Source organism: Streptomyces sp. NPDC048462 (genome assembly GCF_043200175.1).
Taxonomy (GTDB): Bacteria; Actinomycetota; Actinomycetes; order Streptomycetales; family Streptomycetaceae; genus Streptomyces.
The window spans coordinates 1-12282 of record NZ_JBICXG010000026.1; the positions used below are offsets into that span (position 1 = coordinate 1).

The following is a 12282-nucleotide window of genomic DNA, read 5'->3' on the forward strand; positions in this document are numbered from 1 at the left end:
CATCTGCCCACCCCAAACACAACGTCGGCCTGACCCACCAACGAGATGGATCAGGCCGACGTCACGACGAAGGGGCATTCGCCAACAGCATCCGCAGGACGGGGGTGGCCCCTCACCCGTGCAGTCCGGTAAGCATCACCCGTTGAGTCCGGCACGGATCACCCGTTGAGTTCGGCACGTACGAGGGCCAGCAGCTCGTCCTCCGTCATCCCGAGCTCACGGGCGTCACCGACGACCTCGCGCACCCGCTCCAGCAGCCGGGCACGGTGCGGGGAGACGCCCGCGGCGACCATCGCGCCGCGCCCCCGGCGCAGTTCGATGAGCCCTTCCTCGCGGAGCCGCTGGTAGCCGCGCAGCGCCGTGTGCACATTGACGCCCAGCGATTCGGCGAGGACCCGGGCGGCGGGCAGCCGCTCGCCGGGGGCCACCGTCCCGTCGGCGACGGCACGGCGCACGCAGGCCGCGATCTGGTCACCGAGCGGCACGGTGGAGGTGGGATCGACCCGGAAAAGCATGGTCATTTTTCCGTTCGACGCTGATCGATCAGGGTGTTGAGAAGTGCTGCGGCGGTCGCCGAATCCTGGACGGTCACCGCGAAGGACCGTCCGCCCGCCAGTTGCGCCACGATTCCCTCTCCGGACCGCGTCATGACTCCGGTACGCCCGGGGCGGATCCGGTAGCCCCAGCCGCCGTATTCGGCCAGCGGGTTGATCCTACGGCTGCTCGCCGCCTCGATCCGGTCCAGCGGGACCCGTATCCGGGGCCACGGCAGCACTCCGGAGACCGTGATGCCACGCCGGTCCACCATGACGTACGGACGGGCGAAGACCGCGAGGAGCACACCCGCCACGAGAGCCGGAACCGCCGCGATCCAGCCGGCGGTGAGCAGCAGGGCGATGCCGCCCGCGCACACGGCGAGCGGGACCGCCGGCAGCCACCAGGCCGCGGCGTTGCGCGCCCACCCCGCGATCTCACCGTCGGCCAGCGCGATCCGTTCACCGCCACCGGCCGGTCCGCGGCCGGCCGGGGCCTCTTCCGGCGGGAGGAGCGCGGCAAGCAGCAGCCCGAGCCCGAAGGCGAGCGCGGCGACTCCCAGGGCAACGGCCATGTGCCACATCGGGAACGAGACGCCCTGGGCCCGGCCCTGCGCGTCCTTGGCGGCGTCCACGTTGATGAGCAGGGTGACCGCCATCAGGTAGCCGAGGCCGCCGGCGACGGCATAGCCACTGGCGACGGTCCTCCGGTACGCGGAGCCGGTGAACCTTCCCGCGACCGCCATCAGGGCCCACAGGGCCCCGATCCCGGCGAACAGCACCACGACGACGGCGATGTACGCCCCCTGGCTCGCATGGTCGTCCACCTCTCCGTTGCCCACGAAGTGGCTGGCCAGCCGCGCGGGAAGCCGGTCACGACGGGTGGCGAAGATGATGAGGTCGGCGGCCAGGGCGAGTGCGAACGGCAGCGCGGCGAGGCTCACGCGGCCAGCGTTTCGACGGTTCATAGAAACCTCCATTGTTTGCATGCTAGTAGAACAATGGAGGTGGGGCAATGCGGAGCCCGCCTGACGGTGACGCGCTGTCAGGCGGGCTCGGTGACGGTCGGGTACGGGCGCTGAGCGGTATGTGCGGTCAGCCGCCCTGCGGATCAGGCGGTCAGGCGGTCAGGCGGTCAGGCCAGTTCGAGGGGGAACGCTCCGCGGTGTCCGGTGCCCGCGCCGGCCGTCGGCCTCGGCTCGAACTCCGGGCAGCTCCAGGTCTCCTGGACGAATCCGCTGCGCCGGTCCCAGAGGTCGAGGACATCGCCCCGGCCGTCCGCTCCCCGGTACTCCTCCTTGGCACCCCGGAAGCAGGCGAGTCCACCGGAGAGACCCCGTTCGGGGGCCGGGAAGTAGTCCGAGAAGGCGCAGGCGATACAGGTCTGGAGCCGGACCCCGGGCGGAAGGACCCGCTGGATGGTGGCGAGCGCGGAGCCGAAGTCGCTCTCGGCCCGGTGGGACCGGAAGCCCGCTCCGCCGAACTGCAGCTCCAGGTAGAGGTACGGGTCCGGCCTGCGCAGGGACAACAGGCAGCTGAGCCGCGCCTGCTGGGGCACCCCGTCCGCGGTGACCGGGAACGGCAGGTCCCATTCCAGGACGCAGTCGTTGAGCACACCGTCCGCCAGGGCGAACACCTCGCCCTGGTCCGGCGTGCCCGCCGCGGGGCGCAGCCCGTCGAAGCTCTCGCCCTCGAAGTCCACTCCCCGGATACGGAGGCGGAGTTGCTGTCCGTCGGTGGTGAGGATGACGGCATCGGATCCCTGCCGGTCCCGGTACCACCCTGCCCACGACTCATCTGTCATGGGCAGGGACTGTAGCCCGTGCCTCGGACACTCCCTCCTGCCGCCCTCCACTTCCCCGTACGAGGCCTGTGACCTCGGCCGATCATTCCCTCCCGCTCAGTGGGTCCGGCGGGTGACGAACTCCGCCAGGGCCAGGAGATCGCCCGCCGCGGACAGATCGGGCACCGCGCGGGAAAGGTGGTGCACGGCGCGCGCCATCCGGTCCGCGGCGCAGCTCTGCGCCCAGTCGCGGCCGCCGGCCCTGTCGACGGCGTCGGACGCGCGGCTCACCTCGCCTGCGGTGTTCATCGCACCTCGGTAGAGCGCGGCCAGCTCCGTGGCCGCCGCCGTGCCGGAGGTGAGCGCGGCGACCACGGGCAGCGACTTCTTGTGGGCGGCGAGATCGGCCCCGACCGGCTTCCCGGTCTGGGCCGGGTCGCCCCAGATGCCAATGAGGTCGTCGATGAGCTGGAAGGCCAGCCCCGCCTCCCGGCCGAAACCGTCCATCGCGCCGACGGCACGCTCGTCGGCGCCCGCGTAGAGCGCACCCAGTGCGCAGGCGCAGCCGAGCAGGGCACCCGTTTTGGCCGTCGCCATGGTGAGGCACTCGTCCAACGAGACCTCCTCCGGGCCTCTTTCCTCGAAGGCGCAGTCGGCCTGCTGACCGGCACACAGTTCGATGATGCAGGTCGAGAGCCGGGCCGAGGCGCGCGGCGACACCGCTCGGGCGTCCTCGGCGAGCAGCCGCTGGGCGAGGGCCAGCACGGCGTCACCCGCGATGACGGCGTCCGGGATGCCGAACACCGTCCACGCCGTGGCGCGGTGACGGCGGGTCCGGTCCTCGTCGATGACGTCGTCGTGCAGCAGGGTGAAGTTGTGGGCCAGCTCCACGGCGACGGCCGCCCGCACGGCGTCCCTGGGGTCGCCCCCGAGCGCCCGGGTGGCGGCCAGCACGAGCGCGGGTCTGATCGCCTTGCCCGCACCGCCGTCGGCCGGGCTTCCGTCGGCGTGCTGCCAGCCGAAGTGGTACATGACGACGCGCCGGATCGATCCGGGCAGCGAGTCGACCGCCGCCCGCAGATGGGGGTCGACGAGGGCTCGGGTGTACTCCAGCAGAGCCGCGGCCTCGTTGCCCTCGGTCGCGGCGTCGGTACGGGTCATGGTCAATCGGTCACCCCGGTCGTTGCCGTCCCGGCCCGGTCGCTGTCGCCCCGGGCCGGGACGTGGGTGGTTGCTGTGTGTGCCGCGGACTGCGGCGCGTTCGGGGCGGGGCCGGCCGGTGGCGCCGGCCCCGCCCGGACACGCCCCAGGGGCTGTCGTCGAACTGCCGTCGTCGCCCGGAGGGCGGCCGCGCATGGCGCCGCGCGGCAGACGGCAGTTGGACGACAGGCCCTAACGCCAGCGGCTCACTTCGACGTTCTCCAGGACACCGAGGGCGTCCGGGACCAGTACGGCCGCCGAGTAGTAGGCCGTCACCAGGTAGGAGATGATCGCCTGCTCGTCGATCCCCATGAACCGGACCGACAGGCTGGGCTCGATCTCGTCGGGAATGCCCGTCTGCTGGAGCCCGACGACTCCCTGCTCGGACTCGCCGGTCCTCATGCAGATGATCGAGGTGGTGCGGGCGTCGCTGACCGGGATCTTGTTCGACGGGAAGATCGGCACTCCGCGCCAGGCCGCCATGCGGTGACCGCCGACGTCCACGCTCTCCGGGACCAGGCCGCGCTTGCTGCACTCCCGGCCGAAGGCGGCGATGGCCCGCGGGTGGGCCAGGAAGAGCTTCGATCCGCGGCGGCGGGACAGCAGTTCGTCCATGTCGTCCGGGCCGGGCACGCCGTCGTGGGGCTGGAGCCGCTGGTCGTAGTCGCAGTTGTTGAGCAGGCCGAACTCGCGGTTGTTGATCAGCTCGTGCTCCTGGCGCTCGCGCAGCGCCTCGACCGTGAGCCGCAACTGCTGCTCGGTCTGGTTCATCGGCTGGTTGTAGAGGTCGGCGACCCGGCTGTGGACCTTCAGCACGGTCTGCGCGACGCTCAGCTCGTACTCGCGCGGCGCGGCGTCGTAGTCGACGTACGTGTGCGGAACGAGGGCCTCCCCGACATGCCCCGCGGACAGGTCGATCGCCGCCTCGCCGTACTTGTTGGTGCGCTGCTGCGGGATGGCCAGCAGTCCGGCGAGATGCTCGCGCAGCGAGTCGGACCGCTCCGCGAGGTTGAACACGTCAGCCCGCTGCAGCGTCAGTACGGTGCAGTCGGTGACGGCGCGGGCCGTGTACTCCCAGAGGGCGTCGCCCTCGATGAGGGAGTGGTCACCGAAGTAGGCCCCGTCGGCATGCACTCCGAGCACCGTCTCGTCCCCGTAGGGACCGGTGCCGATCTTCTCGACCTTGCCGTGCGCCAGCAGGAAGACCCGGTCCGCCGCGTCACCGGCCGTGGCCAGGAGCTGGCCGGCGGGAATGTCACGCTGCTCGCACCTCCGGGCCAGCTCCGCGAGCGCCTCCTCGTCCCCGAAGTCCCGCAGGGCCGGGAGTTCACCGAGCTCGGCGGGGATGACCGCCACCCGGTCACCGGTCTGTACGAAGGTCACCCGGCCGTCGCCGACCGAGTAGCTCAGCCTTCGGTTCACCCGGTATGTGCCGCCCTGCACCTGGACCCACGGGAGCATCTTCAGCAGCCACCGCGAGGTGATCTCCTGCATCTGCGGGGCGGACTTGGTGGTCGTCGCGAGGTTCCGTGCGGCTGCCGTGCCAAGACTCTGCTGCGGCGGCACCTGCACGTTCTGAACCTCTTCACCAACGGACATCTGACGTCCTCTCGATCATCGGCTGACCTGCAGAAGAAGCCTTTCAGCACGTGACCCGGCGCGCCATTACACAAAAGAGTGTGACTAATCGGGCTTTGGGCTGGGCACAACGCTGCGCGATGCCCGACGAGCAGTTAATTTGCATCCCAGATACCAATTATCTACGGTGACGCTCATGCGGCTGACGAGATTCACCGACGTGTCACTGCGCGTACTCATGCGCCTCGCCGTCATGGAGAACGAAGAACCGCCGACCACCCGCGAGGTGGCAACGGCCATGCGGGTGCCGTACTCCCACGCCGCCAAGGTCGTGGCCCGCCTCCAGCACCTCGGCCTGGTCGAGGCGCGACGGGGCCGGGGCGGCGGACTCGCCCTCGCCGCGGGCGCCCGGACCGCCTCGGTCGGCGGGCTCGTCCGCGAACTGGAGGGCCCCGGCGACGTCGTCGAGTGCGAGGGCGCCACACCGTGCCCGCTGCGGTCGGCGTGCCGGCTGCGCGGCGCCCTGCGTGACGCGACGGAGGCCTTCTACGCCACGCTCGACCCGCTCACCGTCGCGGAGCTCGTCGCCTCCCCCACCGGGCCGCTCCTGATCGGCATCAGCAGCGGCCGGCCGCCCGGCGACTGAACCGCACCCGCACCCACTCCGGGTGAGAGGGCCGGCCCTCTCACCCGAATCCGGTGAACCCGTGAATATGCATCTCGGATACCAATTCAAACACGAGGAGTCACGATGCTCTCCGAGCCGTCGACCGTCACCGTCCGCGCCACCCTCCCCGCAGTCGGCGCGGCCATCGGAGACATCGCGGACCTCTTCTACCGCAAGCTGTTCGACGCCCACCCCGAGCTCTTGCGCGACCTCTTCAACCGGGGCAACCAGGCCTCGGGCGCGCAGCGCCAGGCGCTCGCCGGCTCCATCGCCGCCTTCGCGACCCAGCTGGTCGAGCACCCGGACACCCGCCCCGACGTCATGCTCGGCCGCATCGCGCACAAGCACGCCTCGCTCGGCGTCACGGCCGCCCAGTACGACGTCGTACACACCCACCTGTTCGCCGCCATCGCGGAGGTGCTCGGCGACGCGGTGACCCCGCAGGTCGCCGCCGCCTGGGACGAGGTCTACTGGCTGATGGCCAACGCGCTCATAGCCATCGAGGAGCGGCTGTACGCGCGGCGGGGCGTACTCGCCGGTGACGTCTGGCGGGACTGGGAGGTGGTTTCCCGGACCGAGGAGACCCCGGACGTCGCCACCTTCGGGCTCCGCCCCGCCGACGGGTCGCCCGCCCCCGGCTTCCAGCCCGGCCAGTACGTCTCGGTGCGGTGCGAGCTCCCGGACGGCGCACGCCAGATACGCCAGTACAGCCTCTCCTCGGCCCCCGGCTCCCCGCTCCGCGCCATCACCGTCAAGCGGGTGCGCGGCGAGGGCACCCCGGACGGCGAGGTCTCGCGCCGGCTCCACGAGCGGGTCCGGCCGGGCGGCCGGCTCCAGGTCTCGGCCCCGTACGGCGACCTCGTGCTGAAGTCGGCCCAGGCCCCGCTCCTGCTCGCCTCCGCGGGCATCGGATGCACCCCGATGCTCTCGGTGCTGGAGCACCTGGTGAGCGGCGGGCACCGCGGCCCGGTCACCGTCGTGCACGGCGACCGCTCCCCCGACGACCACGCCCTGCGCAGCGATCACACCGTGCTCACCGGCGAACTCCCGGACGCCTCGGCACACTTCTGGTACGAGAACCCCGGGCCGGGCCACCCCGCGAACCGCACGGGCCTGGTCGACCTGACGGGCCTGGCCATCGCCTCCGGCACCCACGCCTACCTCTGCGGCCCGCTGCCCTTCATGCGGTCGGTGCGCACCCAGCTGCTCGCCAAGGGCGTCCCCGCCGCCGACATCCACTACGAGGTGTTCGGCCCCGACCTGTGGCTCACCAAGGACTGAACCGGGTCCGGCGCTCGCGGAATTGACCGGATCGGCTCGCACACCGCCCGAACAGAACCCCGTGATCAGCCCATGACTGGCTCGGGGCCCGGTTCGCCGGGTACAAGCGCTGTACGGGCATCTCTCCCCCACGCGCAAAAGGAGTCGGCCATGTCCTCACCCATGTCCGCGAGCACCTTCCTCGCCGCCCTGAAGAACGAGGGACTCACCGTCGTGCAGGTAGGCGACTGGCGAACCCACAACCGCAACCAGCAGGGCGACTGGGGCCCGGTCAACGGCGTGATGATCCACCACACCGTCACCAAGGGCACCGACGCCACCGTCCGGCTCTGCCGCGACGGCCACAGCGACCTGCCGGGGCCGCTGTGCCACGGCGTCATCGCCAAGGACGGCCGCGTCCACCTGGTCGGCTACGGCCGCGCCAATCACGCCGGCCTCGGCGACGACGACGTGCTGCGCGCCGTCGTCGCGGAGAAGGGCCTGCCGCCGGACAACGAGACCAACACCGACGGGAACCGGCACTTCTACGGCTTCGAGTGCGAGAACCTCGGCGACGGCAAGGACCCCTGGCCCGACGTCCAGCTCGAAGCCATCGAGAAGGCCGCGGCCGCGGTCTGCCGTCATCACGGCTGGACCTCCAAGTCGGTCATCGGGCACCTGGAGTGGCAACCGGGCAAGGTGGACCCCCGCGGCTTCACGATGGCCGACATGCGGGCCCGGATCAACGCCCGCATGAAGTAGCCGCCTGCCTCCGGGACCGCGGCCCGTCCACAATGGGGACATGCCCGCCACACCACCCGGTCCCCCCGGTCCGTCCGGCCTCTCCCGGCTGCGGCCGGTACTTCCGTCACCCCTGCTGCCGGTCGAGGACGACCGCTTCGGGCGGTACGGCGTACGGCTGCTGCTCAAGCGCGACGACCTGATCCACCCGGATCTGCCGGGCAACAAATGGCGCAAGCTCGCCCCCAACCTGCTCGCCGCCGCCGGACGTCCCGTGCTGACGTTCGGCGGGGCGTACTCCAACCACCTGCGGGCCACGGCCGCCGCCGGACGGCTGCTGGGCTTCCGTACGGTCGGCGTCGTCCGCGGCGACGAGCTGGCCCACCGGCCGCTCAACCCCACGCTGGCGCGGTGCGCCGCCGACGGCATGCGGCTGCACTTCGTGGACCGCCGGACGTACCGCGCCAAGGCCGATCCAGAGGTCCTGGCCGGGCTGCTGAGCGCCCACGGGGAGTGCGAGGTCATCCCGGAGGGCGGCAGCAACGCCCTGGCCGCACAGGGCTGCACAGAGCTCGGGCACGAGCTGCGCGGGCGGGCCGACGTGGCCGCGGTGGCCTGCGGCACCGGTGGCACCCTGGCCGGCCTCGCCGCCGGTCTCGCACCGGGCCAGCGCGCGCTGGGCGTCCCCGTACTGCGCGGCGGCTTCCTGGGCGACGCGGTACGCGGCCTCCAGCAGGAGGCGTTCGGCGGACCGGCCGGCGACTGGTCCCTGGACGAACGCTTCCACTTCGGCGGCTACGCCCGCACCACCCCCGCCCTGCACGCCTTCGCGGACGACTTCGAGGACCGGCACGGGCTGCCGGTCGAACGGCTCTATGTGGCCAAACTCCTCCACGCGCTCACGACGCTGGCCGGGGAGGGCGCGTTCCCCGCCGGGAGTGCGGTCGCCGCCGTGATCACCGGGCGCCCGGACCCCGCCGAACCGTCCGGCGCCCCTCAGTCCGACTCCTCCCGGTAGGCCGCCGCCTCCTCCAGGTCGAGGCGCCTGAGCAGGGTCCGCATCATCTCGTCGTCGATGCCCCGCTCGTCCCGCAGCCGCACGAAGACCTCGCGCTCGGCCTCGATCATCTCGCCGGCCAGCCGCCGGTAGGTGTCGTCCGCCGACTCCCCCGTCACCGGGTTCGACGCCCCGAGCCGCTCCCACACGGCGTTGCGGCGCCGCTCCAGCACGGTGCGCAGCCGGTCGGTGAGCGGCTGGGGCAGCCGGTTGCGCTCGTCGCCGAGCAGCTCCTCCAGGCGCGCCTCGGCGGCCGTGGACGCCTCGCTCTGCGCCTGCGCCTCCGCGAGGGTCTCGGCCTGCCGGTCGCGCCCCGGGAGCCGCAGCACGCGCACCAGGAGGGGCAGCGTGAGCCCCTGGATGACCAGGGTGCCGATGACCGTGGTGAACGTCAGGAAGAGGACCAGGTTGCGGGCCGGGAAGTCCGCGCCGTCGGCCGTGACCATCGGGATGGAGAACGCGATGGCGAGCGAGACGACCCCGCGCATCCCGGCCCAGCCGACGATGAGCGGCGCGGTCCAGTCGGTCCCGGGCTCCCGGTCCCTGATCCGCCTCGACAGCCGGGGCAGATAGGTCGCCGGGTAGACCCAGATGAAGCGGACCACGACGACCGCCAGGAACACCGCCACCGCGTACCAGAGCGCGTCCGCGACGGCGTACGTACCGAGCCCCTTCAGTACGAAGGGCAGCTGGAGGCCGATCAGCGCGAAGACGGCGGACTCCAGGATGAAGGCGACCATCTTCCAGACGGCCGCCTCCTGGAGCCTGGTGGCGAAGTCGACCTGCCAGGAACGGTGGCCCAGGTAGAGCGCGACGACGACCACGGCGAGCACTCCGGAGGCGTGCACCCGCTCGGCCGCCGCGTACGCCACGAAGGGGATCAGGAGCGACAGGGTGTTCTGGAGCAGGGGCTCCTTCAGGTGGGTGCGCAGCCAGTGCAGCGGCACCATGAGCACCAGCCCGGCCGCGACACCGCCGACCGACGCGAGGAAGAACTCCCCGATCCCGGCGCCCCAGCTCATTCCCTCGCCCACGGCCGCCGCGAGGGCCACCTTGTACGCGGTGATCGCGGTGGCGTCGTTCACCAGGGACTCGCCCTGGAGGATGGTCGTGACCCTGGCGGGCAGGCCGACCCGGCGGGCGATGGCGGCGGCCGTGACCGCGTCCGGCGGGGCGATCACGGCGCCCAGCACCAGCGCGGCGGTGAGCGGCAGATCGGGCACCAGCCGGTATGCCAGCCAGCCGACCGCGACGGTCGCGAACAGCACGTAGCCGACAGAGAGCAGCGCGACCGGGCGCAGATTGGCCCGCAGGTCGAGGTAGGAGCTGTCGACGGCGGCGGTGTAGAGCAGCGGCGGCAGCAGGAGCGGCAGCACGATGTGCGCGTCCAGGGTGTAGGTCGGCACTCCCGGCACGTAGCTGCCGATGAGCCCCATGGCCACCAGCAGCAGCGGGGCCGGTACCGGAGTGCGGCGGGCCAGCCCCGCCATCGCCGCACTCGCCGCGACCAGTGCCACCAGTGGCAACGCGTCCATCTCAGGGTCCTCGCATCCGTCGTAACCTGGCAATCATGAGTGAGTGCCCGCACGTATCAGATCTGCCGCGCCCCGAGCCCGCACCCCTCGGCGAGACCTGTCCCGAATGCCGGGCAGCGGGCACCCACCCCGTGCAGTTGCGGCTCTGCCTGGTCTGCGGCCACGTCGGCTGCTGCGATTCCTCACCGATGCAGCACGCCACAGGGCACTTCAAGGAGACCGGTCATCCGGTGATGCGGAGCTTCGAACCCGGCGAAAGCTGGCGTTGGTGCTTCGAGCACGGTTCGATCGTCTGACGTCTGGGTACGTCAAACCGGCGCCTGTTGTTCGTAATTGACCGCCGCAGACCTCTAGCCACTGTGTGTACTCATGGGCTTACCATGAGTGACAGTCATGGGACGGGGTCTTGGCGACACGGCATCATGGATCGCGATAGCGTCGCCGGACCAAGAACCGAAGACGTACCGCATGGCTCCGGGGCACTCTTCCCGGATCCTCGAATGAGTTTGTGCCACCTTGGAGGTGAGGGTGTCCCAGATCGCAGGCGAGCCCGGGAATCAGGACTTCGTAGAGGTCCGACTGCCCGCTGCGGGTGCCTACCTGTCGGTGCTGCGTACGGCCACGGCCGGTCTCGCAGCGCGCTTGGACTTCACTCTCGACGAGATCGAGGATCTTCGCATCGCGGTCGACGAGGCCTGCGCGATCCTGCTTCAGCAGGCCGTGCCCGGTTCCGTCCTCAGCTGCGTCTTCCGTCTCATCGACGATTCTCTCGAGGTGACGGTATCGGCCCCCACGACGGACGGGCGGGCCCCGGAGCGTGACACCTTCGCCTGGACGGTGCTCTCCGCACTGGCGGGCAAGGTCGACTCCACGGTCGCCGACGACCGGACGGTCAGCATCAGCCTGTACAAACAGCGCGGCGCGGGACCCGGGCCGGCGTGAGCAACGGGAACGGGGACGGTCCTGTGCGGGACGAGACGATCCGACCAGGGGTGGTGCACGCGGCAGGCATCCCGGAGCAGCAGGCCATGACTCATCCGGTGGACGAGGCCGACCTGCCTCGTGCGGTGGACGGGGCGGACGGGCCCGCTGGCCGTACGGTCGCGGTGGAGCAGTCGCAGGCGGAGCGGGCAGGCCAGATGAGCGAGCACAGGCACCACGATCCGAACGACCGCAGCGCGGCGCGGGCGTTGTTCATCGAGCTGGGCAAGCTCCCCGAGGGCTCGCCCGAGAAGGCCGAGCTGCGCAATCGGCTGGTGCGGATGCATCTGCCGCTCGTGGAGCATCTGGCCCGGCGTTTCCGCAACCGGGGCGAGCCGCTGGACGATCTGACCCAGGTCGCCACGATCGGCCTGATCAAGTCGGTGGACCGGTTCGATCCGGAGCGGGGTGTCGAGTTCTCGACGTACGCCACGCCCACGGTCGTCGGTGAGATCAAACGCCATTTCCGTGACAAGGGCTGGGCGGTGCGGGTGCCGCGCCGCCTCCAGGAGCTGCGGCTCTCGCTGACCACGGCGACCGCGGAGCTCTCCCAGCAGCACGGCCGCTCACCCACGGTGCACGAGCTGGCGGAGCGGCTCGGCATCTCCGAGGAGGAGGTGCTGGAGGGGCTGGAATCGGCCAATGCCTACAGCACGCTCTCCCTGGACGTGCCGGACACCGACGACGAGTCCCCCGCGGTCGCGGACACACTCGGCTCGGAGGACGAGGCGCTGGAGGGCGTCGAGTACCGCGAGTCGCTCAAGCCGCTGCTGGAGGACCTGCCACCGCGAGAGAAGCGGATTCTGCTGCTCCGGTTCTTCGGCAACATGACCCAGTCGCAGATCGCGCAGGAGGTCGGCATCTCGCAGATGCATGTCTCACGGCTGCTGGCCCGCACCCTGGCCCAGCTGCGCGAGCGGCTGCTCGTCGAGGAGTAGCCGGACGGT

Annotated in this window: 13 protein-coding genes; 7 read left to right on the plus strand and 6 right to left on the minus strand. The window is 71.2% G+C overall.

Annotated elements, in window-relative coordinates; all coding sequences use genetic code 11:
• Nucleotides 1–158: 158 nt before the first annotated feature.
• From ACGFU6_RS31420 to ACGFU6_RS31440, 5 genes are all read right to left on the minus strand, one after another.
• Nucleotides 159–515, minus strand: a complete 357-nt coding sequence (locus tag ACGFU6_RS31420) for a GntR family transcriptional regulator (protein ID WP_123523631.1) — start codon at nt 513–515, stop codon at nt 159–161.
• Nucleotides 516–517: 2 nt separating this feature from the next.
• Nucleotides 518–1501: a DUF1648 domain-containing protein gene (locus ACGFU6_RS31425; protein ID WP_393615875.1), complete on the minus strand. Its 984-nt coding sequence runs from the start codon at nt 1499–1501 to the stop codon at nt 518–520.
• 167 nt (nt 1502–1668) lie between these two features.
• Nucleotides 1669–2337: a DUF6304 family protein gene (locus tag ACGFU6_RS31430; protein ID WP_393615877.1), complete on the minus strand. Its 669-nt coding sequence runs from the start codon at nt 2335–2337 to the stop codon at nt 1669–1671.
• A 96-nt stretch (nt 2338–2433) separates the two neighbouring features.
• Nucleotides 2434–3477 (minus strand): family 2 encapsulin nanocompartment cargo protein polyprenyl transferase, encoded by a 1044-nt coding sequence (locus ACGFU6_RS31435; protein WP_393615879.1) that lies wholly within the window; start codon nt 3475–3477, stop codon nt 2434–2436.
• Nucleotides 3478–3708: 231 nt separating this feature from the next.
• The gene (locus ACGFU6_RS31440) at nt 3709–5115 is read right to left on the minus strand and encodes a family 2B encapsulin nanocompartment shell protein (RefSeq protein WP_393615881.1); all 1407 of its coding nucleotides are present in this window, start codon (nt 5113–5115) and stop codon (nt 3709–3711) included.
• Nucleotides 5116–5290: 175 nt separating this feature from the next.
• Here ACGFU6_RS31440 and ACGFU6_RS31445 point away from each other — a divergent pair, with 175 nt between their 5' ends.
• From ACGFU6_RS31445 to ACGFU6_RS31460, 4 genes are all read left to right on the plus strand, one after another.
• A complete protein-coding gene (locus tag ACGFU6_RS31445; RefSeq protein ID WP_393615883.1) occupies nt 5291–5740 on the plus strand; it encodes an RrF2 family transcriptional regulator in 450 nt (149 codons plus the stop codon).
• 105 nt (nt 5741–5845) lie between these two features.
• A complete protein-coding gene (locus ACGFU6_RS31450; protein ID WP_393615884.1) occupies nt 5846–7042 on the plus strand; it encodes a globin domain-containing protein in 1197 nt (398 codons plus the stop codon).
• A 150-nt stretch (nt 7043–7192) separates the two neighbouring features.
• Nucleotides 7193–7783: an N-acetylmuramoyl-L-alanine amidase gene (locus ACGFU6_RS31455; protein WP_393615886.1), complete on the plus strand. Its 591-nt coding sequence runs from the start codon at nt 7193–7195 to the stop codon at nt 7781–7783.
• Nucleotides 7784–7823: 40 nt separating this feature from the next.
• A complete protein-coding gene (locus tag ACGFU6_RS31460) occupies nt 7824–8780 on the plus strand; it encodes a 1-aminocyclopropane-1-carboxylate deaminase/D-cysteine desulfhydrase (RefSeq protein WP_393615887.1) in 957 nt (318 codons plus the stop codon).
• Here the strand turns inward: ACGFU6_RS31460 and ACGFU6_RS31465 are convergent.
• Nucleotides 8759–10354 carry a Na+/H+ antiporter gene (locus tag ACGFU6_RS31465; protein WP_393615889.1) on the minus strand — a complete coding sequence of 532 codons (1596 nt, stop codon included), beginning with the start codon at nt 10352–10354 and terminating at the stop codon, nt 8759–8761. The genes ACGFU6_RS31460 and ACGFU6_RS31465 overlap by 22 nt on opposite strands.
• Before the next feature lie 35 nt (nt 10355–10389).
• On the opposite strand from ACGFU6_RS31465, the gene ACGFU6_RS31470 reads away from it, so the two are divergent.
• The 3 genes from ACGFU6_RS31470 to ACGFU6_RS31480 all read left to right on the plus strand — a co-directional run bounded on the left by ACGFU6_RS31470 (nt 10390) and on the right by ACGFU6_RS31480 (nt 12273).
• Complete coding sequence (locus ACGFU6_RS31470; protein WP_123523641.1) at nt 10390–10650, plus strand: UBP-type zinc finger domain-containing protein; 261 nt, start codon at nt 10390–10392, stop codon at nt 10648–10650.
• A gap of 232 nt (nt 10651–10882) precedes the next feature.
• On the plus strand, nt 10883–11296 hold the full coding sequence (locus ACGFU6_RS31475) for an anti-sigma regulatory factor (RefSeq protein ID WP_014048265.1): 414 nt from the start codon (nt 10883–10885) through the stop codon (nt 11294–11296).
• Nucleotides 11293–12273: an RNA polymerase sigma factor SigF gene (locus ACGFU6_RS31480; RefSeq protein WP_393615891.1), complete on the plus strand. Its 981-nt coding sequence runs from the start codon at nt 11293–11295 to the stop codon at nt 12271–12273. Before ACGFU6_RS31475 ends, ACGFU6_RS31480 begins: the two co-directional genes overlap by 4 nt.
• Nucleotides 12274–12282 lie beyond the last annotated feature (9 nt).

What these genes read in the sequence shown, in the direction of transcription:
- ACGFU6_RS31440 (WP_393615881.1), bottom strand. Translation starts at nt 5,115, where the DNA reads ATGTCCGTTGGTGAAGAGGTTCAGAACGTGCAGGTGCCGCCGCAGCAG.
- ACGFU6_RS31455 (WP_393615886.1), top strand. Translation starts at nt 7,193, where the DNA reads ATGTCCTCACCCATGTCCGCGAGCACCTTCCTCGCCGCCCTGAAGAAC.
- ACGFU6_RS31420 (WP_123523631.1), bottom strand. Translation starts at nt 515, where the DNA reads ATGCTTTTCCGGGTCGATCCCACCTCCACCGTGCCGCTCGGTGACCAG.
- ACGFU6_RS31430 (WP_393615877.1), bottom strand. Translation starts at nt 2,337, where the DNA reads ATGACAGATGAGTCGTGGGCAGGGTGGTACCGGGACCGGCAGGGATCC.
- ACGFU6_RS31425 (WP_393615875.1), bottom strand. Translation starts at nt 1,501, where the DNA reads ATGAACCGTCGAAACGCTGGCCGCGTGAGCCTCGCCGCGCTGCCGTTC.
- ACGFU6_RS31450 (WP_393615884.1), top strand. Translation starts at nt 5,846, where the DNA reads ATGCTCTCCGAGCCGTCGACCGTCACCGTCCGCGCCACCCTCCCCGCA.
- ACGFU6_RS31470 (WP_123523641.1), top strand. Translation starts at nt 10,390, where the DNA reads ATGAGTGAGTGCCCGCACGTATCAGATCTGCCGCGCCCCGAGCCCGCA.
- ACGFU6_RS31460 (WP_393615887.1), top strand. Translation starts at nt 7,824, where the DNA reads ATGCCCGCCACACCACCCGGTCCCCCCGGTCCGTCCGGCCTCTCCCGG.
- ACGFU6_RS31465 (WP_393615889.1), bottom strand. Translation starts at nt 10,354, where the DNA reads ATGGACGCGTTGCCACTGGTGGCACTGGTCGCGGCGAGTGCGGCGATG.
- ACGFU6_RS31435 (WP_393615879.1), bottom strand. Translation starts at nt 3,477, where the DNA reads ATGACCCGTACCGACGCCGCGACCGAGGGCAACGAGGCCGCGGCTCTG.
- ACGFU6_RS31445 (WP_393615883.1), top strand. Translation starts at nt 5,291, where the DNA reads ATGCGGCTGACGAGATTCACCGACGTGTCACTGCGCGTACTCATGCGC.